We start from the raw sequence: 21,576 nt of genomic DNA, 5'->3' as shown, positions 1-21,576 counted from the left end.
GGACAGCCGGTCTCAAGTCAGGGCGAAGGCGAGTTCGTCGCGCAGGTCGCGCACGTCCTCCACGCCCACCGACAACCGCACCAGGCCATCGCTGATGCCCAGTCGCTTGCGGTTGGCCGGGGGCACCGAGGCGTGGGTCATGATCGCCGGGTGCTCGATCAGGCTTTCCACGCCGCCGAGCGATTCGGCCAGCGCGAACAGCTCGCAGCGCTCGAGCATGCGACGCGCCTTGCGCAGGCCGCCCTTGACCTCGATCGTGATGATGCCGCCGAAGCCGTGCATCTGCCGGCGCGCCAGCGCGTGCTGCGGGTGGCTTTTCAGGCCCGGGTAGATCACCCGTTCGACCGCCGGATGCTTCTCCAGCCATTGCGCCAGTTCCATCGCGCCCTGGCAATGCGCCTGCATGCGCAGGTGCAGGGTCTTCAGGCCGCGCATGGCCAAGAAGGCATCGAACGGACCGGCGATGGCGCCGACGGAGTTCTGCAGGAAAGCCATCCGCTCGGCCAGTTCCCCGTTGCCGGCGACGACGATGCCGCCGACCATGTCCGAATGGCCATTGAGGTACTTGGTGGCCGAATGCAGTACCAGGTCGGCGCCGAATTCCAGCGGCCGCTGCACCATCGGCGAGCAGAAGGTGTTGTCGACCACCAGGATCAGCCCGTGCTTCTTCGCGAAGGCGGCGACCTTGGCCAGGTCGACCAGCTTGAGCATCGGATTGGTCGGCGTCTCGGCCCAGATCATGCGGGTGTTGGGCTTGAGCGCGGCCTTCAGCGCCTTGGCGTCGTTCAGGTCGATGAAATCGAAATCCAGGCCCGCCGAGCGACGACGCACCCGCTCGAACAGCCGGTAGCTGCCACCGTACAGGTCGTCCATGGCGATGACGTGGCTGCCCGAGTCGAGCAGGTCCAGCACCGTGGCCGCCGCGGCCAGCCCGGAGGCGAAAGCGAAACCGGCCACGCCGCCTTCCAGGTCCGCCACGCAACGCTCGTACGCCATGCGGGTCGGGTTCTGCGTGCGCGAGTATTCGTAGCCCTTGTGCTTGCCGGGGCTCTCCTGCACGTAGGTCGAGGTGGCGTAGATCGGCGTCATGATCGCGCCGGTGCTCGGGTCGGGGTGCTGGCCGGCATGGATCGCCCGCGTTCCGAGTCCGAGAGGGGCAGCGTTCTTCTTGGTCATGGCGTGGGAGCGGCGGGGTAGCCGGCGATGATGGGGCTGCCATCTTAACCGCGAAGCCCGCTTTTTCCTTAATTTTCATCAGCCGGAAGCCTCGCCCGGGCCCCGGCGAAGGGACGTCGATGGCACAATGCGGGGTTTGGAAGAACGCGAACGGACCCCATGGAAACCTTGCTCGTCACCGGCGGCGCCGGCTTCATCGGCGCGAATTTCGTGCTGCAGGCGGTCGCCGACGGCCTGCGCGTGGTCAACCTGGACAAGCTGACCTACGCCGGCAACCGCGACACCCTGGCCTCGCTCGAAGGCAGCGACCGGCACCTGTTCGTGCAGGGCGACATCGGCGACCGCGCGCTGGTGGCACGGTTGCTGGCCGAACACCGGCCGCTGGCGATCGTCAACTTCGCCGCCGAATCGCACGTGGACCGTTCGATCGACGGCCCGGCCGCCTTCGTGGAAACCAACGTGGTCGGCACGCTCGGCCTGCTCGAAGGCGCCCGCGACTACTGGCGCGGCCTGGAGGGCGCGGCGCACGAGGGCTTCCGCTTCCTGCACGTTTCCACCGACGAGGTGTACGGCTCGCTCGGCGCCGAGGGCAAGTTCAGCGAGACCACGCCGTACGCGCCCAATTCGCCCTATTCGGCATCCAAGGCGGCCTCCGACCACCTGGTGCGCGCGTTCCACCACACCTACGGCCTGCCCACGCTCACCACCAACTGCTCGAACAACTACGGGCCCTACCAGTTTCCCGAGAAGCTCATCCCGCTGGTGATCCAGAAGGCGCTGGCCGGCGAGGCGCTGCCGGTCTACGGCGACGGCCTGAACATCCGCGACTGGCTCTACGTGGGCGATCACTGCAGCGCGATCCGCCGGGTGCTCGAGGCCGGCCGCGTGGGCGAGACCTACAACGTGGGCGGCAACGCCGAACGCGAGAACCTGACCGTGGTCAAGACGATCTGCGCGCTGCTCGACGCGCGCCGGCCGCTGGCCGACGGCCGCCCGCGCGAATCGCTGATCACCTTCGTCAAGGACCGCCCGGGCCACGACCGCCGCTACGCCATCGACGCGGGCAAGCTCCAGCGCGAGCTCGGCTGGTCACCGACGCATACTTTCGAGAGCGGGATGGCACACACCGTCGACTGGTACCTGGCGCACCAGCTGTGGGTACAGCGCGTGCTGGACGGCAGCTACCGCATGGAACGGCTGGGATCGTGAGGAGCCACGCATGAGCGCACGCAAGGGCATCATCCTGGCCGGCGGTTCCGGCACGCGGCTGTATCCGATCACCCAGGGCATCAGCAAGCAGCTGCTGCCGGTGTACGACAAGCCGATGATCTATTACCCGCTGGCGATCCTGATGCTCGCCGGCATCCGCGACGTGCTGATGATCAACACGCCGCACGAGCAGGCGCTGTTCCAGCGGTTGCTGGGCGACGGCTCGCAGTGGGGCATGGACATCCACTACGCCGTGCAGCCCTCGCCGGACGGCCTGGCGCAGGCCTTCCTGATCGGCCGCGAATTCCTCGATGGCGCGCCCAGCTGCCTGGTGCTGGGCGACAACATCTTCTACGGCGTGGGCCTGACCGAGCGGCTGCAGCGCGCGGCGACGCGCGAGCGCGGCGCCACGGTGTTCGGCTATTGGGTGCGCGACCCGGAACGCTACGGCGTGGCCGAATTCGATGGTGACGGCCGCGTGGTAGGGCTGGAAGAAAAACCGACCAGACCCAAGTCCAACTATGCCGTCACCGGACTGTATTTCTACGACGAGCGTGCCTGCGACTTCGCCGCCTCGCTGCAGCCCTCGCCCCGCGGCGAACTGGAAATCACCGACTTGAACCGCTGCTACCTGGGCGAAGGCGCCCTGCACCTGGAGCAACTCGGCCGCGGCTACGCATGGCTGGATACCGGCACTCACGAGTCGCTGATGGAGGCGGGCAACTTCATCCAGACCATCGAGCATCGCCAGGGCCTGAAGGTGTGCTGCCCGGAGGAGATCGCCTTCCTCAAGGGCTGGATCGGCCCCGAGCAGTTGCTGCGCCTGGCCGAGCCGCTGGCCAAGACCGGCTACGGGCAGTACCTGAAAAACCTGGTCAACCAGGGCCTGGTGCGATGAAGGTCATCCAGACGGCCATCCCCGGCGCGGTGGTGATCGAGCCGCAGGTGTTCGGCGATGCGCGCGGTTTCTTCTACGAGAGCTTCAACGAGTCGAAATATCGCGAGGCCGGCATCGACGTACGCTTCGTACAGTCGAACGTCTCGCGCTCGGCCCGTGGCGTGCTGCGCGGCCTGCACTACCAGTGGCCCAACCCGCAGGGAAAGCTGGTCAGCGTGCTCGAGGGCGAGGTCTACGATGTGGCGGTGGACATCCGCCGCGGCTCGCCCACCTTCGGACGCTGGGTCGGCGCGATGCTGACGGCCGATAACCACCGGCATTTCTGGATTCCCGAAGGCTTCGCGCATGGCTTCTGCGTGCTGTCGGAGTTCGCCACCTTCAGCTACCAGTGCACCGCGCTGTACGAGCGCGAGCATGACGCGGGGATCTGCTGGAACGACGCGGAGATCGCGATCGACTGGCCGGTCAGCGCCCCGCTGCTGTCGGACAAGGACCTCCGCGCACCGTTCCTGAAGGACGTGCCGCCCGAGCGCCTCCCCGTCTACGCGCCATGAAAATCCTGCTGCTGGGCGCCAACGGCCAGCTGGGCCGCAGCTTCGTGGAGGACGGTGGCCTTGCCGCTCGCGGCGAACTCCTCGTGGCCACGCGCGACGGCACCCTGTGGGACGGCGAGCGCGCCGAAGCGATCGACCTGGCCGTGCCCGGACTGGACGCGCAGCTGGACCGCCTGCGCCCGGACGTGATCGTCAACGCCGCGGCCTACACCGCCGTCGACCGCGCCGAGCAGGAAGAAGCGCTGGCCCTGCGCGTCAACGGCGAAGCCGTCGGCGAACTGGGCGCGTGGGCCGCTGCGCACGATGCGCTGGTGCTTCATTACTCGACCGACTACGTGTTCGACGGCAGCGCCAACGTGCCCTACCCCGTCGAGGCGCCCACCGGCCCGCTGGGCGCCTACGGTCGCAGCAAGCTCGCCGGCGAAGCGGCGCTGCGCGCCAGCGGCGCCGACCACCTGATTTTGCGCACGGCGTGGGTATATGCCCCACACGGCCACAACTTCCTGCGCACCATGCTGCGCCTGGGGGCCGAGCGTGAGGAGTTGCGCGTGGTCGCCGACCAGCAAGGCGCGCCCACCTCCACCGCGTTGATCGTGCACGCCAGCCTGGCGCTGCTCGACCACTGGTTCGCTCGACCCGACGCGCGCGCCTCGTTGCGCGGCACGCATCACGTTGTCGCCAGCGGCCACACCAGCTGGCACGGCTTCGCCAGCGCGATCTTCGACGAAGCCCATGCGCGAGGCCTGCTCGCCCACAAGCCCCGCGTGCTCCCGATCGCGACCGCCGACTACCCCACGCCCGCCCGTCGCCCGGCCTGGTCCGTGCTGGACAACACCGGCCTGGGCCAGTGGCTCGCACGTCCGTTACCCGACTGGCGCGAGGTCCTGCGCGAAGTGATGGACCGGTTGGCCGACCAGGCACCCTGACCGGCGGTACGCTGCCGTCCCCATCGTGAGGCCGGCATCACGCGCGCGGTGCTAGGTTCCGCCGGCCGCCAGCGCCAGGGGACTGTGCGACTCGCAAAAGGGTCGTGCGCCATGAACCAGGTTTCCGCCGAAGGCGAATACCGCTACCGCGCGTTCATCAGCTACAGCCACCGCGACCGGCGCTGGGCGGAGTGGCTCCATCGCGCCCTGGAAACCTACCGCGTGCCCTCGCGCCTTGTGGGCCAGGTCACGGACGCTGGCATCGTGCCGCGGCGGATCGCGCCCGTGTTCCGCGATCGCGAGGAACTGGCCAGTTCCCACGACCTGGGCCACAAGGTGGACCTAGCCCTGGCGCAATCGGCCAACCTGATCGTCGTGTGCTCCCCGGCGGCGGCCGCCTCGCGCTGGGTCGGCGCCGAGATACGTGCGTTCCGGCGGCTCGGCCGCAACGATCGAATCTTCTGCCTCATCGTCGCCGGCGAACCCAACGCGCCGGCCGGACAATCCGCCGAGGAATGCCTTTCCCCAGCGTTGTGCGGCCCTCTGGACGGCCACACCGATGCGGAACAGGACGAGCCGATCGCCGCCGACGTGCGTTCGGGCAAGGACGGCAAACAGGCGGCCAAACTCAAGCTCGTTGCCGGCCTGCTCGGACTGGAACTGGACCAGCTGCGCCGGCGCGAACTGCAGCGGCGCAACCGGCGACTCGCAGTGGTTGCGGCGCTGTCCACGCTGGTGATGCTTGTGACCACCCTGCTGGCGATCGACGCGATGATCGCCCGCCGCACCGCCGAGCGCCGGCAGAAGCAGGCCGAGGCGTTGATCGGCTTCATGCTCGGCGACCTCAACGACAAGCTGGCGCAGGTGCAGCGGCTGGACATCCTGGAGGCCGTCGACGACAAGGCGATGGCCTACTTCCAGTCGCTGCCCGCTACGGACGTGACCGACGACGTGCTCGAACAACGGGCCAAGGCGCTGGAGAAGATCGGCAGCGTGCGGCTGGACCAGGGGCGCCTGGCCGCCGCCACGAGCGCGTACCGGGCCGCCGAGCCGCTGGCGCGGGCGCTTGCCCGCGCGGCGCCGGCCGACCGTGAGCGGCAGATTGCCTATGCGCGGGTGCAGGCCTTCCTCGGCATGAGCGACTGGTACCAGGGCCGCCTCGAAGGGGCCGGGCGTTACTTCGCCGCGGCGCAGGCCACGCTCGAGCGGCTGGGCGCGCCGGCGCGCACCGACCCGCGCGTGCTGTTCGAACTGAGCACGCTGGACAACGACATCGGTCACGTCCTGGAAGCGGGGGGGCACCTGGACGAAGCCGCCGTGCACTACCAGCGCATGCTCGAACGCTGCCGCCTGCTGGCCGCCCGCCCCTCGCCGCGCAGCGAGTGGCTCGAACACCTGGGCGAGGCGCACAACAACCTCGGGAAGATGGCCCTGATGCGCGGCGACCTCCTTGCCGCGATCGACGAATACTCGGCGGACGACGCGATCGAAACGCAGCTGAGCCAGGCCCACCCGCAGGACAACGGCCAGCACCAGAACATGGCGCGCGTTCGCGCCATCCTGGCCCGCACGCTGGCCCTGGCCGGGCGCGTCGAACAGGCGGACCGCGAGACCGGGGAGGCGCTGGCGGTGATCGAGGACATCCACCGCTTCGATCCCAGCCTGACCGACGCCAGGGAGAGCCTCGGCCTGTACTCGACCCAGCTTGCCCGTCTGCGGCGCACGCAGGGCGACACCCGCTCGCCCCGGGCCCTGCTGGCGCGCGCCACACGCACGCTCGAAGACCTGGCGCGGCACGATCCGAGCAACACCGGCTGGCAGCAGGACCTGGCCGAGGCCCGTATCGAGCGCGCGGCATGGCTGCAGGCAACCGGGCATCCCGACCAGGCGCGGGCCGACGCGCAGGCCGCGCTGGCGGTGCTCACACCCCTGCTGGCCGACCAGCCGGACGAGCGCACCCTGCTGTTGGCCACCGTCCGCGCCCGCCTGCAACTGGCCGACCTGCGGACCGGCAAGGAGGCCGAAAGCTTGCGGTTGACCGCCCTGCATGACCTGCGCGGGGTCGGCAGCGGTGCTGGCGACCTGCGCCTGCTCGCCGCGCAGGTCGACGCCCTGCTGGCTCTCGGCCGCATCGACGACGCCCGGCCGCTGGTCCGACGGCTGTGGTCCTCGGGCTACCGCGAACCGGCGCTGGTCCGGCGGCTGGCGCGGGCAGGCATCGCCTTCGGACCCAACCCCGCCTTCGAGCAACGTCTGCAAGACGTCCTCGACCGGCGCGCGCTCGCACTCGCGCGCTGACCGACCACCACCATCCCACGGGAGAACACCATGGATCACATGCTCAGCGTCAGTCTGGACAAGTCCACCACGCCCTGGCTGGTCGACATCGACCAGAACGGCAACGCCAACCAGGTCGGGCGCAGCCCGCAACCACAGACACTGGCGTGGGAGCTGACCGGCAACGCCGCCGGCGGCGACCTGCTGCCGCTGCAGTGGGTCGAGCCGCCGCCGGAGGGCATCTTCGGTCCGCCCGAGGTGGCCGCCAACGGCCAGCGAATGACGATGACCGACCTCAACGACGGCCGGGACTCCGCCGGCACCTGGATCTACAGCCTGAGCCTGACGCTGGACGGCCAGGAATACTCCACGCAGGGAACCATACCCACCGGCACCACCACCAATCCATCGATCAAGAACAACTGATCCCGTCGCACCGGCATCACCAGCGCATAACGACGCAAGACGTACACGCACACGGCGGCCGTGCCGGCCGCCGCCAGGCCCATCGGAGGCTGACCATGACTAAGCCACGCACCACCCAGGGCACCCCGGACGAACCGAAGTCGACCGCCGAGCGCAAACCACCCGACAACCCGCCGGAGGAGCTCGAGATTCCGGAAGACTCGCTGGCTACGGCCAGTACGCGCGATCCCACCATCATCAATCGCACCAGCTAGCGCACTCGCCGCGCAGCCGAACGGCGGTTGCGCAAGGAACGGCGGCCGGCCCCCCGGCCGCCGTGGCGGCTCCGGCCGCAAGCCCTGGAGCACCCATGACGCCCCTGGTGATCGGCGTGACCAGCCATCGGGACCTGCCGCCGGCCGACATCCAGGCCGTCCGCGCGGTCGTGGGGCAACTGTTCGTGACGCTGCGGGAATCCTGGCCGTCGCTGCCGCTGGTGGTGCTCTCCGCGCTGGCCGAGGGCGGCGACCAGCTGGTGGCGGAGGAGGCGCTGGCGCAAGGCGCGCGGTTGATCGCCCCGCTGCCGCTGCCGCGCGAGCTCTATGTGGAAGACTTCACCGACGCGGCGGCGCGCACGCGCTTCGAGGCCCTGTGCCGGCAGGCCGAGGTGATGACGTTGCCGGTGCGCAAGGGCCACTCGCACCGCGAGGTGGGCAACCCCGGCACCGCGCGCGACCAGCAATACGCGCAGGCGGGCGTGTACATCGCCAGCCACTGCCACGTCCTGTTGGCGATCTGGGACGGCCAGCCCTCCGACCGCCTTGGCGGCACCGCGCAGATCGTGCGCTACCACCTGCGCGGCACCCTGCCCGGCCCGCCCAGCGAGGACCGCGACCCGCATCACATCCTGGTCGCGGGCGACGAGCGCTTGCTCTACCACGTGCTCTGCGGGCGGTCGGACCTGGCCGACGATGCGCGCCCGGGGGTCACGGCGAGCTGGCGGCATGCCCTGGCGGCGACGTCGGAAGACCACCTGCCGGCACCGTTCCGGCTGATGTTCGACCGCATGGCCGAGTTCAACGACGAGTGCACCACGTACGCCGACGCGATCGATGCATCGACACGCCCTGGCGTGCACGCCGATCCCGCGGCACCGGCCACGGCCCGCATGGGCATCGAGCGCACCTTCCGCGAGGCGGACTGGCTGGCCATGCACTTCCAGCATCGCGTGCTGTTGGCCATGCGCACCATCTACACGCTGGCCGCCCTGATGGGCATCGCCTTCACCTGCTACGCGCACTTCGCGGCGCAGAACTACCTGATTTACCTGTTTCTGCTGCTGTTCGCGCTCGGTACCACCATGACCGCGATCGCCAAGCGCCGCGGCTGGCACCGCAAGTACCTCGACTACAGGGCGCTGGCCGAAGGGCTGCGCATCCAGTCGTACTGGCGTCGCGCCGGCATCTCGCTGACCCGCGACCATGCCTTCGCGCACGATGACTTCCTGCAGCGCCAGAACGTCGAGCTGGGCTGGATACGCAACGTGATGCGGGCCTCCGGCCTGCCACCCAGCCACGCGCCGCCGGCGAACGCGGCGGAACTGGCCGGCGTGATCGCCGAGTGGGTGGGCGAGCCGGGCCGCTCGGGCCAGCTGTATTACTACGAGCGCAAGAGCATCGAATGCGCCGGCCTGCATCGCGTGACCGAGGCGCTGGGCGCGCTGAGCCTGTGGGGCGGCGTGTCGATCAGCGTGTTGCTGGCGGTGTTCGCGTTGCGACTGGAGGAAGACACCAAGGCCGGCCTGGTCGCGGTGATGGGCATCCTCTCGATCATTGCCGCGGTGCGCCAAGCGTACGCCTACCGCAAGGCCGACAAGGTGCTGCTCAAGCAATACCGTTTCATGGAGCGCATCCTCGGCACCGCGCGCGCGGCGCTGGACCAGACCGACGACCCGGCCGAACAACGCTCCATCCTGCGCGCGCTCGGCCATGCCGCGCTGACCGAGCACGCGGAGTGGACCTTGATGCAGCGCGAACGGCAGGTCGAGCACGGACCGATTGGTCCGACCTAAAATAAAGTCCAAGTCACCCGGTCCTGAGACGGCGAGTGACCGTCGGCCGCGTGCCGCATATGTGGAAGGAAAGAGTCCAAACCCCCGGCCCTGTTCATCGGAACGCCAAGCTGGTGAAGAAAATAGAGTCAAATTTCACTAAACAGGCCAGCAATGTTGTTTCGCCTGGATCAAGCCTTAGCCGGCGGCGCTAGCCGAGACTGCTCCGTCAAAAACCCCGCAGGCTTCTGCGGGGTTTTTCTGTGACCGCAAGTTAGTGGGAACGTCACCTAAGCCATGCTTGTAACGACGCCCACGTGGATCAGAAGCCACGCCCTTTACTCATTGACGTCCGCTTACGGTTAGCAGCGGATGCTCGTCCCTTCCTGAGTCAAGTCAAGTTGTAGTGAATCTCGGCGAAGTAATGCCCCGTACCCGCTGGAATCTCCCGCAAAACCTTACTTGCGGCAGCAGGGATCCACTGAAACATCGCCTGAGCCTCCGCGCTCGCAGAAGCGTTGATCGGCGTCGTTACGATGCCGCGATGGAAGTACTTAGGTAGCCTCTCCCTAAGCAACCGCTCTGCAGCCTCGGCGGTTCCGGCTACAACCAGGCACGACGTTACACCCTCGCCAGTGGCTGCGTAGTTCATGAAGCTGAGGTACCAGCTGCCTTCTAGGCGGGTGAGGGGCGGAGAGCTGTTTGCCACGTTCAGGTATCTCTCGGCGAAATGTGCGCGTTGCAGGCCTACTCGTGCCGCTCATTGGCGCCGGCACATCTCGCGAGCCTCGCGAATGTTCCGGTCCGCAGCTTCATTTGCACACCGCAGAACCCAACGGGAGAGTCCTACGACCGGTGCAAAGAGGTCTCGAAGCGCCCGCCTCGCACCGATGCGTACGTCCAGCTTGAAATCAGCCAGGTTGTAGTTCATGCCTAGTGCCTTCTGGTGAACGCCTGTCAGGAAGCAACATAGCAGGCTGGCTAGGCGGCTGCTATCGGCCAGAAGCGGACAGGTACTGCCAAGCAAACCTCTCAATCGACATATGGACAGAAATTGCCGACGTGTCCGCTCCGGGTCGAAAGCAGACGACCCTCCTACCCCCGATAACTTGGCCTAACGCTGACCCGCAGTACCCCTCACGGCGCTACGCCTCGACCACCAGGAGCTGGCCCCAGTCGGTGGTGTACGCCGGAGAGAGTCGCCCGCGCCGCATCGTCCATCCCTTCGTTGCCTTGACCCCTGCGAGCCCCATGCCAACTTCCGTGCGCCCGAAACGAGCGTGGATGCGATCGAGCGTCGCCATCAGGGCTTGGCGTCGGGGGCTTGCCGCCGCCGCATCAAACAAGCCACCTTGCACGTGCACTTGGTCTGCCAAGTCTTCCAGCATGACACCGGCCTTGGTGTAGCGGTAGCCGGCTTTGAAAATCCGGGCGAGCGCGACATCGGCGGCGCGCGTCAGCGCGGCCAGATCATCGCTTGGGTTTGGCAGGCGCACGCCGGCACACGGGTGGTATTGCGGATCCTGCGGTCGGAAGCGGTTGGTTTCCAGCCAGACCTTCAACGTGCCCGCCCGACTCCCCTGCCCCCGCAGCTTGTAGGCCGCGCGACCCACGTAAGTCTGCACGGCGGCCCTCAGGTCCTCGCACGCATATACCGGCTCGCCGAACGACCGCGAGGCGATGATCTGCTGGCGCGGTTCGACCACGTCCAGCCCTTGGCAGGCGATCCCCTGCAGCTCGCGTACCGTGCGCTCGACCACCACGCCCAGGCGTTCCCGCAGGCGTTTGGGGTCGACTTGGATCAACTGGGGCACCGTGTCGATGCCCATGCTGTTCAAGTGGGCCGAGAGCTTGCCCCCGATGCCCCAGACGTCGCCGACGGCGACCGTCACAGTGAGGTCGTGGAAGTCCCGAACAGCCATGGCAGTGAGGTCGCACACCCCACCGAACTCCGGCCGCTTCTTTGCCAAGTGGTTGGCCAGTTTGGCGAGCGTGCGCGTGGCGCCCACGCCGACGCATACCGGCAGCCCGCACCACTGCGCGACACGCTGGCGGATCTGCCTGCCGAGTGCCGCACCGTCTGCGTGCGGGTAGCGACGGAGATCCAGGAACGATTCGTCAATGCTGTAGACCTCTTGGTCTTCGCGCGCCACGAACTGGCCGATCACGCTCATCGTTCGACGGCTCATGTCCCCGTAGAGGGTGTAGTTCGAAGACCGGTACTGGATGCCATGCTGTCGCACCAGGTCCTGCATCTGGTGCCAAGGGGTCCCCATGCGAACTCCCAGCGCCTTTACCTCGGCCGATCGCGCGACGACACACCCGTCGCCGTTGGAGAGCACGACGGTGGGAACACCGAGTAGCGTGGGGTCATACAACCGCTCGCAGGAGACGTAGAAGTTGTTGACGTCTACGAGCGCGAAGCGCGTGGCCATCAGATGAGCTTGTGCAAGGCGTACCGAACCACGCCCCAGATCTCGAATTCGTCGCCTTCCGCGATGACGCGGTCCTCGTAGTGAGGATTCTCAGCTTTCAGGTAGGGGCGCCCGTTCGCCATGTAGCGCAAGCGTTTGCAGGTGGCCTTGCCCTGGTAGACGGCGATGACGATGGAGCCATTACGCGGCTCGAGTGCGCGATCGACCACCAGCTCATCGCCATCGTTGATGCCTGCGCCCGTCATCGAGTGGCCTTTGGCGCGGACCAGGTAGGTCGCCTCCCGGTGATGCGGATCCATCACCACTGTGTTGAGGTCGATCGGGCTCTCTTCATAGTCTTCCGCGGGGGACGCAAAACCGCATGGCACTTCGGTGAAGTGTCGGAGCAGCCAGGGGCTGGCCTCGGCGACGGTGCCGAGGTGCTCGACGCCCTCGGCGTCCTCCCTGCGTAGACGGTCGATCAAGCTAAGCACCACGGGCACGTGGGGCTCCGGGACGCGGATACGCTGGGAAGGGGCGCCGGGCCGGCCGGCGCCGGGGCGAGTGCCCCCGCGGTTGTTGCTGGACGTGCTCATGCTTGTTTGATTTCTGGGACAGAAATCAAAGCTACCACGCAGTCTGGCTCACAACGCGAGATTGGCCACCTAGCCCGCGCGGTACCTTGGGTCTCAGGTCTTGACGTGCTCGAGGCCGATGGGCCTCTCACCCGCGTCATCGATCAAGTGATCGCCCGTCCAGCCGCATGGGAGAATGCGCCCATGACCATACCTACCGACGCTTTCCGCCGTTTTCAGGCCGAACTGGCGGCCCTTGATGCGAGCCGCCCTTCCAAGACGCCCATGGAACTCGCAAAGGAAGAGTTTCTCGCACTCAGGAAGCGCTACGGTCTGACAGTCGCGGACGTCGTGACCTTCTTTCCGGAAGAGGAAGGGATCGCCTACCTGCAGCAACTCATTGCAGCCCGTACGCGCTAGACCTGCGCGGCCCCAAACGCGCTGTCTGGCGCCGAGGTCCTGTCGACCAGCCGCTACCATGGCGTGATGAATACACGCCTCCTGTTGGCTCTCGCCCTCCTCCTGCCTGCCACCCATCTTTACGCATGGGGTCGCGAAGGCCATGCCGTCGTCGCCCGGATTGCTGCCGATCACCTGACGCCCGCCGCCCACGCGGAAATCCAGCGACTGCTCAGCTTGGAGCCAGGCGCCACGTTGGAATCCATCGCCTCCTGGGCCGACGAGCACCGCAACCCCGCCACGGGCAAGTGGCACTACGTCAATTTTCCACGCGGTTCGGACTTTCACTACACGCCCGAGCAATGTCCCGGCGGCGACCAGTGCCTGGTTGCTGCGCTGAAACGTCAAGAGCTGGTGCTGGGCAACCGCCATGCCTCAGACGAGGATCGGGCAAAGGCACTGCGCTATGTGGTCCATCTGGTGGGTGACGCCCACCAGCCGTTGCATGCCGGCTACGGCGACGACAAGGGCGGCAATACGTATCAGGCGCGTTGGCAGGGACGCGGATCGAACCTGCACCACATCTGGGACACGGGGCTGATCGAGACGTTCGGGCTGGCACCGACCGATTTGGCGCGCCGCGTTGAGATGGACGTACCCCATGCGCCGACCGGTGGCGACGTCGAGGATTGGGTTCACGAGAGCGGAGCGCTGGTTGGCTCGCCGGGCTTTTACCCGCCGCGCAAGGTCGGCGTCGATTACGTGCGTGTGTGGCGCCCCGTGGTCGAGCGGCGCTTGGGACAGGCCGGATTGCGCTTGGCCGCCATCCTCAACCGCCTCTTGGGCTAAGGGCTGACGGCAACTCGCTGCCTCGCACCCCAAGCTTTAGGCCGCGGCCGTCGCTTCCGTGATCTGACGCGGATACTGCACCAACAGCAACGTCTTCTCGGGAATGACCAACTCGACGGTGACCGCCAACCCCGTGCGTTCGTGAAGCTCGCGGCCTAGCTGTCGCGCACGTGTGATGGCCTTGCCCAAGGTGAGCCCTTCGGCGACACCGGACTTACCTTCACGCACGCGCCAGCCCACAGCGCTCTCTTCGACGGAAAAGACAAACCGCATGGGTCATGCTCAAGAGTAGGAAGGAACCCCGGTCATCGGTCCGCGCCTGGACATCCCATCGTCGGCTCGCGCCTGACTCCCTGTCGCCTTGGACCTGACTCGCGGGGCAGCCATAGCTTGTTGCGTGTTGCATTGGCGGCCTATCAGGCGCCCGCTCCCCGTTTTGTAGGGCAACACCGATACTTCTTCCGCGCACGGCCTGGTAGCACACCGTCTCTCGATGGCAAGGCCCGATGGCATGAAGGTGCGGGTCCCTGGCGGGGCCAGGTTCCCTCAACCAAGGCGAGGCTGGCCGAGCGGCAAGTCCAGTTGTACCTGCCATGGGCCGCCACCTGTTCGCTCTAGCAGCACGACCGCCTTGCAGGTTGCGTGAATCGCACCACCACCGCTGCCGGCCAGAGCTGCGCCAAGCGCTTCCATGACCTCTGTGCGGTCTTTCCGTACTTGGCGTGCAACCGACAGATGCGGCGCATACCGTGGGAACGGATCCTCCGGCAGTCGCCGCTCGAACGCCTGATCCACCGCGGAACGCAGGGCGGCAAACGGTGACACGGGTTCCGGGTCGAGGAAGACCGTCGACGGGAAATTGGAAAACGCGCGCCAGCGTGTAAGGGAAGCTGGGCACGGAGGCGACCGCGTCCGTCAACGTTTTCCGGTCGCGCGTGCTCAGCGCGCTGAGCGGGAGAAACGGGTAGCGAAGGGTAATGTGCGCGCCCAGTCCGCGCCGCACCGACGGGTCCCAGCGCTCGCGCAGCTGCCCGACAACGGTGTCGGCTTCAGGCGTCAGTACCGCCAGAAATGCCGCCATATGCGTGCACCTCGCGGTAGGCCGTCAGCGCTGCGGCCTCGTCGAACTCGCCTGGGCCGTAGAACCCGGCCACGTCACAAAACTCGACAAAGGCCTGCTCGCACGCTTTGCAGCCACACTCACCGGCGCAGCGGCTCGGACACCCGTTCGTGCAGGTACACGGCAACTCCCGGTCGGGAGCAGCCTCTATATGCCCCCGCTCGGGGAAATACCCGTGCGTGTGCGGATAGCGGCGGCGACCTACGGCGGTGGGCTCAGTCATGGCTCGATTTTACGCCGTCGACTCGAACGCCGGCAGGCTAAGCCGCGAGTCGGTGCTGGTAGTACGGCCGCGCTCGATCATCCAGGATCGCGTACAGCGCCTCGCGGGGCGCCACTGCCGGGTTTAGCCAGGCATCAACGTGCTCGGGCTTGATGGGGATGATGCAGCGGTCGTGGCCTGCGGCCGCGACTTCGGGAGGTGGCTCATCCGTGATGGCGGCAAAGGTGAAGAGGTCGGAGCCGTTGTCCGCCCCCTTGGACACATTCCACAGGCAGGCCACCAGCATGTCCTGGGGCGGTTGCGGGTCGAAGGCTAGTACCGCGTTCTCTTCCTTTTCGCCCGGCGCCAACTCCCTGCCCTCCAGCCGGTGGCGCGCCACATTCTCATAAAAGCGGGTGATGACTAGGATGCCGTGGCGGTAACCGAAGAGCTGGCCCCAGGATTCCTCCAGCTTGTCGCGTCTTGCATTGTAGGTGCCCGGATACTTGCGCTCCACGGTCGCGTTCCAGCCGGGCATGCGGCATTGGTAGCGCATGGGCACCACGAATCGCTGCCCATCGCGCTCAATAAGCACAGGCGCATACGAGCCCGGATAGATGCGGGCGTCGTCATCGACCAGGTCGCGCCGCTGGAGCGCTGCCAGGTTGGCCTCTGTCGCAGCGATCTTATTGGTCGCGATGCGTTTGTCCTCAGCCGCCTTCTTGGTCGGCTTTGGGCCAGCCAGCACCGCCTCCGCCTTGGTCAGACGCTCCCGCTGCGCCACCAGGTCCTCCCGGTAGCGCTGCTCCAACTCGCGATCCCCCTCAGCCACCAGTTTGGCGAGTTCAAAGCCGGCTTCGCTGTCCGGATGCCGGAAGCTCTCGCGCAAGGCCTTCGGGATCTTCGTCCACGTACCGTCCCGGCGGCGTTCCCAGAAAAGTTCGGTGAATCGCTGCAGACTGATCGTTGCGCCAAAGTGGCGCACGTAGCGGACATAGTCGGCCTTGATCTGGGCGGAGTAACACATGGCGAAGGCTCACGGCGTGGGATAACCAGCATACTGACCGCATGTCGAAGGGGCGCGGACAACGGCACCCTCTCTGAGCTTCATGCACCCGAGAGCGTGACAGTCTCACTTGGCGAGACGCGCTCCCCATGTACTGCCGCCAAAGAACACAGGCGGCTCTTCCATTGAACGCTCTTCCAGACCGATACCAGGCCTCTGACGATCTGGTGCTACGCGGCCCCAGCGACGGACGCGCGCTTGCCCAGCGCCTTTCCAAACGGTACGCCGCGCGCATCACCGGTGCCTTCGTTGTGCCCGGCCGCGAGGGCTCATTCGCGCCCCTGCCTACAGGCCTGCCGCCGGCACTGGCCCGGGCCCTGCGTTCGCGCGGCATCGAGGCGCTCTACAGCCACCAGGCCGAGGCCTGGGCCGCGGCGCAACGCGGCGACCAGGTAGCGATTGTGACCCCGACGGCCTCGGGCAAGTCGCTCTGCTACACCCTACCGGTCATCAGTGCTGCCATGCAGCAGGGCGCGAAGGCGCTGTACCTTTTTCCGACCAAGGCGCTGGCGCAGGATCAGGTCGCCGAGCTGCTGGAGCTCAACAAGGCGGGCGAGCTTGGGGTCAAAGCGTTCACCTTCGACGGCGATACGCCGGGCGACGCCCGCCAGGCGATCCGCCTGCACGGCGACATCGTGGTGAGCAATCCCGACATGCTGCACCAGGCGATCCTGCCGCATCACACCAAGTGGGCGCAGTTCTTCGAGAACCTGCGCTACGTGGTGATCGACGAGGTGCATACCTATCGCGGCGTGTTCGGCTCGCACGTGGCTAACGTGATCCGGCGGCTCAAACGCGTTTGTGCGTTCTACGGCGTCACTCCGCAGTTCATCATGTGTTCGGCGACCATCGGCAACCCCAGGGAGCACGCCGAGGCGCTGATCGAGCACCCGGTCACCGCCATCACGGAAAGCGGCGCGCCCTCGGGCGACAAGCACGTGCTGCTTTGGAACCCGCCGGTCGTCAACCCGGATCTCGGCCTGCGCGCCTCGGCACGCTCGCAGACGAACCGGATCGCCCGCCTGACTATCAAGGCCGGCATGAAGACACTGGTGTTTGCTCAAAGTCGCACCATGGTCGAGGTCCTGACCAAATACCTGAAGGACGTCTTCGACCACGACCCACGCAAGCCGCCGCGCATCCGCGCCTACCGCGGCGGCTACTTAGCCACCGAACGCCGGGCCGCCGAGCGGGAAATGCGCGCCGGAAACATCGACGGCATCGTGAGCACCTCCGCGCTCGAGCTTGGCGTGGACATCGGAAGCCTGGATGTCGTGGTGCTCAACGGCTATCCCGGTTCGATGGCGGCTACCTGGCAGCGTTTCGGCCGGGCCGGCCGGCGCCAGCAGCCGGCGCTCGGCGTGCTGGTGGCCAGCAGCGATCCGCTGGACCAATACTTGGTGCGCCATCCGGAGTTCTTCGAAGGCGCCCCACCCGAGCATGCGCGCATCGCGGCGGACCAGCCGCTGATCCTGCTTGACCATATACGCTGCGCTGCCTTCGAGCTTCCGTTCGTGGGCGACGAGGTATTCGGGCAGGGTGCGGCCACGCCCTGGCTGGAAGTGCTCGGTGAGGAGGGCGTGCTGCACCGCGAGGGCGACCGCTGGGAGTGGATCGCCGACAGCTATCCGGCCAACGCCGTCTCGCTGCGCAGCGTGGCTGACGGCAACTTCGTGGTCGTCGATCGCAGCGGCGGCAAACAAACCATCATTGCGGAGGTCGACTACACCGCCGTGCCGGTGACGCTTTACGAAGGGGCGATCCACATGATCCAGTCGGTGCCCTACCAGGTCGAGCGGCTCGATTGGGAGGGCCGCAAGGCATTCGTGACGCGCACCCACGTCGACTACTACACCGACGCCATCGACTACACCAAGCTCAAGGTGCTCGATTGTTTTGGCAGCTCCAGCGCGGGACGCGGTGACGCCCACCACGGTGAGGTGCACGTGGTCCGGCGCGTGGCCGGCTACAAGAAGATACGCTACTACACCCACGAGAACATCGGCTACGGCCCGGTCAACCTGCCCGATCAGGAGCTGCACACGACCGCCGTCTGGTGGCAGCTTGCCCAGCGCGAGCTCGAACAGGCTTTCGATGGCCGACAGCAGGCGCTGGACGGTTTCCTCGGGGCCGCCTATGCGCTGCACATCGTCGCCACGGTCGCCGTGATGGCTGAGTCGCGCGACCTGCAGAAGTCGGTGGGCAGTGCTGACGGGGCGTGGTTCGTCGCTTCGGAGATCGCCGGCCGCGGCCAGCTGCGCGGGATGGATGGACAGCCCACGGCGCTGGCGCCCGATGCGTCCTTCACCCCGACGGTTTATCTCTATGACGCCTTTCCCGGCGGCGTGGGCCTGAGCGCGCCGTTGTTCGAGCGGCGTGAGGACCTTGTCCGCCTTGCCATGACGCTGGTCGAGCGCTGCGACTGCATGGCCGGCTGCCCGGCCTGCGTCGGACCGATTCTGGCCGCGGACGAGGCGGCCGCTGACACGCCCAAGGCCTTGGCCTTGCGGGTCCTGAGCCTACTGGGGGCCCTGTGAGCGCGCTGGCCGAGCGGCTGCGCCACCTGCGCGCGCAATCCGGGCTATCTGTACCCGCGGCTCCGACGGCGGCGCCGAAACCAGCCCTGCCCGCCAATGTGCTGCGGCTGATCCACGGCCGCTCGCGGCTGCTGTGCGCGGAACCGCGTGTGTCGTCGACGGATCGCTTCGTGCCCGGCGAAGAGATCGCAAGCGGACTGTTCCTCACCGAAGCGGTGGTGGACTGGCTCCCGCCGCCGCCCGTGATCGACACCGCGTTCGCTCGCTGGAGTGAGCCGGTCGCCAGCGGCCGACTGATGCATTTCGATACGGAAACCACTGGGCTCGCCGGCGGTACCGGAACCCGAGCGTTCATGATCGGCGCGGCTCATTGGCAGGCGGACGGCCGCTTCCGAATGCGCCAGCTGACTATCACCACCATGGCCGCTGAGAGGGCTATGTTGCACGCCTTTGCCGGATGGCTTCGCGACGACACTGTACTCGTCAGCTATAACGGTAAGTGCTACGACGCGCCCCTGCTCGCTACCCGCTATCGCCTAGCGCGGCTACCCAACCCGCTCACCGGCCTCGGTCATCTAGACCTGCTCCATCCTGTCCGTCGGCGCTGGAAAGGTATCTGGGAGAACTGTCGCCTTGCGACTGCTGAGCGGCAGCTCCTCGGCGTGGTACGCGACGACGACCTTCCAGGATCGGAAGCGCCAGCGGCTTGGCTTGCATATCTCCGAGGCGGACCGGCGACCAATCTGCGTCGCGTGGCTCACCACAATGCCCAGGATCTTCGCAGCTTGGCGGGCGTGCTCCTGCGCGTTTCGGGACTCGGCGCATGTCCGCCGGCCGCAGAACAGGTTGCGTAAATACCTGACGCCCGCTTCGGCCAGCAGCGGCCATGGAGCGCTTGGATCTGGTGCTGAAGTAGTAGCGCCTCGAAGGCTTTGCAGCGGGCTGAGACGCATCAGGCGATCGAAGCGCTGAGTGCCCCAGGCAGGCAGCCGAAGACTCAGGCGCCTAGCGTTGAGAGCGTCGGGTACGACGGCAGGAGTAGGGGGTGCGGATGACCTGGTTCGACCGATGGGTCGCACTCAAGCACCTCTCGGCGCCGCCGCCAGCTAGGGCGCCAGGCGCGCCTACGGAGACACGTCGACGGTTTTTGTTAGCACAATGCAAAGACCCCTTGAAGTTTGCGTGACGGCGCTCATATCGCGTTCTATGGGTGCGTCCGCCACAACACGGGGGGCCTAGCCCTGCATCCGCGCCACGGGAGATATTGGAATGGAAGGCCAAGGGGTAATGCCAACGCCAACTTTGGAGCCCCCACCGGGCGGTGCGGCCATGGCACCAGCGGAACCTCCAGTGCCAGCCCTTGACGACAACGCCCTCGCGCTCGAATTGGAGCGTGCGGCCACTGGGAATGGCGACGTACTTGTAGTCGCGAACGCGTTCACAGTGTTGGTCTTCGAGCGTTTGGACGACACCGCGCCCTGGTCGCGGACCGCATCGGGTGAGTTTGGGTCCAAGTCCCAGGCTGCCGCCCGCCGGCTTCCTGGCAGGATGTACTGGGCTTCGGTGGACGGTGATCCGCTGACGGCGGACATCGCGAACGTCGATATAAAGGTCTCGACGCCAAAGGGCATCAAGGACTGGCTTAAGACGGCCAACGTGGTCACCGCGTCGGGTCGACAGGGCGACATTACCGCAGCGCAGAAAGATGAGTTGGGCTACCAGGCAGGATGGCGCTGCCAGTTCGCGGGTTGCGGACAGGACCTTCGCTGGCACGAGGCCACGGCGACTATCGGCCGGTTTGGCTACTTCGCGCACATCGTCGCTTCCTCGCCCGATGGCCCGCGCGGCGATTCCGTCCAGTCGGCTAGGCTCGCCGCTGATCCGGCAAACATTCTCCTGCTGTGCGATGCCTGCCATCGCCGCATCGACAAGGTCGAGCCTCAGTCATATCCGACCGATGTCCTTCGGAAGATGCGCGAAGACAACATCGCCGAGGTTAAGCGCCTGCTCGACACGCTGCGCTATCCCGAGGTGTCGCTGCTCTGCGTGACCGGGAACATCGCCGGGCAACCCGCACAATTCTCGATGCATGACGCGCACGAGGCCCTACGGGGCCGCCAGCTACGCACAGGCGAGCTCAAGCCGCAGCGCTTCTTCGACCCGGGCGGGACTCAGCATAACGTCCACGAGATGGCGTACTGGACGACCGCGTTCCGTCAGTTCCAACGCGACCTCCTTGCCCTCCAAGGGTTGCTCGATGGCAGCCGGCACGGCGCCGCGCGCCCCCACATCGCCGTGTTCCCTCAGCACTCGACCTCCATTCTCGCACTGGCGGGCCGCGTGCTCGGCGACACAGCGGGCGTGCATGTCTTCCAGCCCCACCGCAACACGCCGGCCAAGGAGTCCCGCTGGGCGTGGCCCTCCGATTCCGTTGAGCCAGCGCCCGACAAATTCAAGGTCACGAGGCTTCGCGAGCCCGATCCGGGCGAGCGTGAGGCGATCCTCATCCTGGATCCAACGGCCACGGTCAGCTACGCGCGTCTGCCAAACCATTGCGCGTCGGGCGGGGAGCTCGCCCTACCGGGCCTGCGCATTTCGATCGATGCACCAAGCATCCACTGCATCCGGCACCCGAGAGACCTGCAGCTAATCACGGAGGCGATCGACGACGCTGTCCGTGTTCTGCAGGACGAGTGGCGGGTCAATCGAGTTCACGTGTTCGCTGTCGCGCCCGCGTCCGCCGTCGTGGTGCTGGGTCAGAAGATGCAAGCACGCCATCAGGCGAATTACGTGATGTACGAGGCGGTCGCTGGCGGCGTCGACTCCTCCTTTAAACCGACCATCGAACTCACCTCTGAGGTTGTGCGAGAGCTCGTGAGTGGGCATGGCCAAGAGCAATCCCTGCAACCCTGAGGGCAC

At 66.8% G+C, this 21,576-nt stretch carries 18 protein-coding genes and 1 pseudogene; 13 read left to right on the top strand and 6 right to left on the bottom strand.

Features of this window, described 5'->3' with window-relative positions; all coding sequences use genetic code 11:
* Positions 1 to 12: 12 nt before the first annotated feature.
* On the bottom strand, positions 13 to 1,176 hold the full coding sequence (locus tag ACFWZ4_RS13185) for a trans-sulfuration enzyme family protein (protein WP_439705137.1): 1,164 nt from the start codon (positions 1,174 to 1,176) through the stop codon (positions 13 to 15).
* 159 nt (positions 1,177 to 1,335) lie between these two features.
* On the opposite strand from ACFWZ4_RS13185, the gene rfbB reads away from it, so the two are divergent.
* From rfbB to ACFWZ4_RS13145, 8 genes are all read left to right on the top strand, one after another.
* Positions 1,336 to 2,385, top strand: coding sequence for a dTDP-glucose 4,6-dehydratase (gene rfbB, locus ACFWZ4_RS13180; protein WP_439705136.1), 1,050 nt, complete (start codon positions 1,336 to 1,338; stop codon positions 2,383 to 2,385).
* A gap of 10 nt (positions 2,386 to 2,395) precedes the next feature.
* Entirely contained in the window at positions 2,396 to 3,283 is an 888-nt protein-coding gene (gene rfbA, locus ACFWZ4_RS13175; RefSeq protein WP_439705135.1) for a glucose-1-phosphate thymidylyltransferase RfbA, read from the top strand.
* Complete coding sequence (gene rfbC / locus ACFWZ4_RS13170) at positions 3,280 to 3,837, top strand: dTDP-4-dehydrorhamnose 3,5-epimerase (protein WP_439705134.1); 558 nt, start codon at positions 3,280 to 3,282, stop codon at positions 3,835 to 3,837. Before rfbA ends, rfbC begins: the two co-directional genes overlap by 4 nt.
* On the top strand, positions 3,834 to 4,763 hold the full coding sequence (gene rfbD / locus ACFWZ4_RS13165; protein WP_439705133.1) for a dTDP-4-dehydrorhamnose reductase: 930 nt from the start codon (positions 3,834 to 3,836) through the stop codon (positions 4,761 to 4,763). Before rfbC ends, rfbD begins: the two co-directional genes overlap by 4 nt.
* 111 nt (positions 4,764 to 4,874) lie before the next feature.
* Complete coding sequence (locus ACFWZ4_RS13160) at positions 4,875 to 7,061, top strand: TIR domain-containing protein (RefSeq protein WP_439705132.1); 2,187 nt, start codon at positions 4,875 to 4,877, stop codon at positions 7,059 to 7,061.
* A gap of 30 nt (positions 7,062 to 7,091) precedes the next feature.
* Positions 7,092 to 7,466 carry a hypothetical protein gene (locus ACFWZ4_RS13155; protein ID WP_439705131.1) on the top strand — a complete coding sequence of 125 codons (375 nt, stop codon included), beginning with the start codon at positions 7,092 to 7,094 and terminating at the stop codon, positions 7,464 to 7,466.
* A gap of 95 nt (positions 7,467 to 7,561) precedes the next feature.
* Complete coding sequence (locus tag ACFWZ4_RS13150; protein ID WP_439705130.1) at positions 7,562 to 7,720, top strand: hypothetical protein; 159 nt, start codon at positions 7,562 to 7,564, stop codon at positions 7,718 to 7,720.
* A gap of 95 nt (positions 7,721 to 7,815) precedes the next feature.
* Positions 7,816 to 9,516 (top strand): hypothetical protein, encoded by a 1,701-nt coding sequence (locus ACFWZ4_RS13145; protein WP_439705129.1) that lies wholly within the window; start codon positions 7,816 to 7,818, stop codon positions 9,514 to 9,516.
* 1,124 nt (positions 9,517 to 10,640) lie between these two features.
* On the opposite strand, the gene ACFWZ4_RS13140 is transcribed toward ACFWZ4_RS13145, so the two are convergent.
* The gene (locus tag ACFWZ4_RS13140) at positions 10,641 to 11,930 is read right to left on the bottom strand and encodes a Y-family DNA polymerase (protein ID WP_439705128.1); all 1,290 of its coding nucleotides are present in this window, start codon (positions 11,928 to 11,930) and stop codon (positions 10,641 to 10,643) included.
* Positions 11,930 to 12,412: a LexA family protein gene (locus ACFWZ4_RS13135; RefSeq protein WP_439705127.1), complete on the bottom strand. Its 483-nt coding sequence runs from the start codon at positions 12,410 to 12,412 to the stop codon at positions 11,930 to 11,932. The genes ACFWZ4_RS13140 and ACFWZ4_RS13135 overlap by 1 nt, the downstream gene beginning before the upstream one ends.
* A 198-nt stretch (positions 12,413 to 12,610) precedes the next feature.
* On the opposite strand from ACFWZ4_RS13135, the gene ACFWZ4_RS13130 reads away from it, so the two are divergent.
* Complete coding sequence (locus ACFWZ4_RS13130; RefSeq protein WP_439705126.1) at positions 12,611 to 12,904, top strand: 2-hydroxyacyl-CoA dehydratase; 294 nt, start codon at positions 12,611 to 12,613, stop codon at positions 12,902 to 12,904.
* Between the two features lie 66 nt (positions 12,905 to 12,970).
* Positions 12,971 to 13,732: a S1/P1 nuclease gene (locus tag ACFWZ4_RS13125; protein ID WP_439705125.1), complete on the top strand. Its 762-nt coding sequence runs from the start codon at positions 12,971 to 12,973 to the stop codon at positions 13,730 to 13,732.
* Positions 13,733 to 13,768: 36 nt separating this feature from the next.
* Here the strand turns inward: ACFWZ4_RS13125 and ACFWZ4_RS13120 are convergent, their stop codons facing one another.
* The 3 genes and pseudogenes from ACFWZ4_RS13120 to ACFWZ4_RS13110 all read right to left on the bottom strand — a co-directional run bounded on the left by ACFWZ4_RS13120 (position 13,769) and on the right by ACFWZ4_RS13110 (position 16,081).
* Positions 13,769 to 14,005, bottom strand: a complete 237-nt coding sequence (locus ACFWZ4_RS13120) for a hypothetical protein (protein ID WP_439705124.1) — start codon at positions 14,003 to 14,005, stop codon at positions 13,769 to 13,771.
* Positions 14,006 to 14,278: 273 nt separating this feature from the next.
* Positions 14,279 to 14,629 (bottom strand): annotated as a pseudogene (locus ACFWZ4_RS13115) (2'-5' RNA ligase family protein); the annotation flags it as partial.
* Positions 14,630 to 15,112: 483 nt separating this feature from the next.
* The gene (locus ACFWZ4_RS13110; protein WP_439705123.1) at positions 15,113 to 16,081 is read right to left on the bottom strand and encodes an SOS response-associated peptidase family protein; all 969 of its coding nucleotides are present in this window, start codon (positions 16,079 to 16,081) and stop codon (positions 15,113 to 15,115) included.
* 164 nt (positions 16,082 to 16,245) lie between these two features.
* On the opposite strand from ACFWZ4_RS13110, the gene ACFWZ4_RS13105 reads away from it, so the two are divergent.
* The 3 genes from ACFWZ4_RS13105 to ACFWZ4_RS13095 all read left to right on the top strand — a co-directional run bounded on the left by ACFWZ4_RS13105 (position 16,246) and on the right by ACFWZ4_RS13095 (position 21,570).
* Entirely contained in the window at positions 16,246 to 18,657 is a 2,412-nt protein-coding gene (locus ACFWZ4_RS13105) for a DEAD/DEAH box helicase (protein WP_439705122.1), read from the top strand.
* Positions 18,654 to 19,511 (top strand): ribonuclease H-like domain-containing protein, encoded by an 858-nt coding sequence (locus ACFWZ4_RS13100; protein ID WP_439705121.1) that lies wholly within the window; start codon positions 18,654 to 18,656, stop codon positions 19,509 to 19,511. The genes ACFWZ4_RS13105 and ACFWZ4_RS13100 overlap by 4 nt, the downstream gene beginning before the upstream one ends.
* A gap of 496 nt (positions 19,512 to 20,007) precedes the next feature.
* Complete coding sequence (locus ACFWZ4_RS13095) at positions 20,008 to 21,570, top strand: SAVED domain-containing protein (protein WP_439705120.1); 1,563 nt, start codon at positions 20,008 to 20,010, stop codon at positions 21,568 to 21,570.
* Positions 21,571 to 21,576: the final 6 nt, after the last annotated feature.

The sequence above is a fragment of the Frateuria sp. GZRe12 genome (assembly GCF_051900535.1).
GTDB lineage: Bacteria > Pseudomonadota > Gammaproteobacteria > Xanthomonadales > Rhodanobacteraceae > Frateuria_A.
Note: the sequence above shows the minus strand (reverse complement) of the source record. Positions and strands in the feature narration are given on the sequence as shown.

Excerpts from the sequence above, each read along its gene's own strand:
- ACFWZ4_RS13185 (WP_439705137.1), bottom strand. The coding sequence starts at position 1,176 with ATGACCAAGAAGAACGCTGCCCCTCTCGGACTCGGAACGCGGGCGATC.
- rfbB (WP_439705136.1), top strand. The coding sequence starts at position 1,336 with ATGGAAACCTTGCTCGTCACCGGCGGCGCCGGCTTCATCGGCGCGAAT.
- rfbA (WP_439705135.1), top strand. The coding sequence starts at position 2,396 with ATGAGCGCACGCAAGGGCATCATCCTGGCCGGCGGTTCCGGCACGCGG.
- rfbC (WP_439705134.1), top strand. The coding sequence starts at position 3,280 with ATGAAGGTCATCCAGACGGCCATCCCCGGCGCGGTGGTGATCGAGCCG.
- rfbD (WP_439705133.1), top strand. The coding sequence starts at position 3,834 with ATGAAAATCCTGCTGCTGGGCGCCAACGGCCAGCTGGGCCGCAGCTTC.
- ACFWZ4_RS13160 (WP_439705132.1), top strand. The coding sequence starts at position 4,875 with ATGAACCAGGTTTCCGCCGAAGGCGAATACCGCTACCGCGCGTTCATC.
- ACFWZ4_RS13155 (WP_439705131.1), top strand. The coding sequence starts at position 7,092 with ATGGATCACATGCTCAGCGTCAGTCTGGACAAGTCCACCACGCCCTGG.
- ACFWZ4_RS13150 (WP_439705130.1), top strand. The coding sequence starts at position 7,562 with ATGACTAAGCCACGCACCACCCAGGGCACCCCGGACGAACCGAAGTCG.
- ACFWZ4_RS13145 (WP_439705129.1), top strand. The coding sequence starts at position 7,816 with ATGACGCCCCTGGTGATCGGCGTGACCAGCCATCGGGACCTGCCGCCG.
- ACFWZ4_RS13140 (WP_439705128.1), bottom strand. The coding sequence starts at position 11,930 with ATGGCCACGCGCTTCGCGCTCGTAGACGTCAACAACTTCTACGTCTCC.
- ACFWZ4_RS13125 (WP_439705125.1), top strand. The coding sequence starts at position 12,971 with ATGAATACACGCCTCCTGTTGGCTCTCGCCCTCCTCCTGCCTGCCACC.
- ACFWZ4_RS13120 (WP_439705124.1), bottom strand. The coding sequence starts at position 14,005 with ATGCGGTTTGTCTTTTCCGTCGAAGAGAGCGCTGTGGGCTGGCGCGTG.
- ACFWZ4_RS13110 (WP_439705123.1), bottom strand. The coding sequence starts at position 16,081 with ATGTGTTACTCCGCCCAGATCAAGGCCGACTATGTCCGCTACGTGCGC.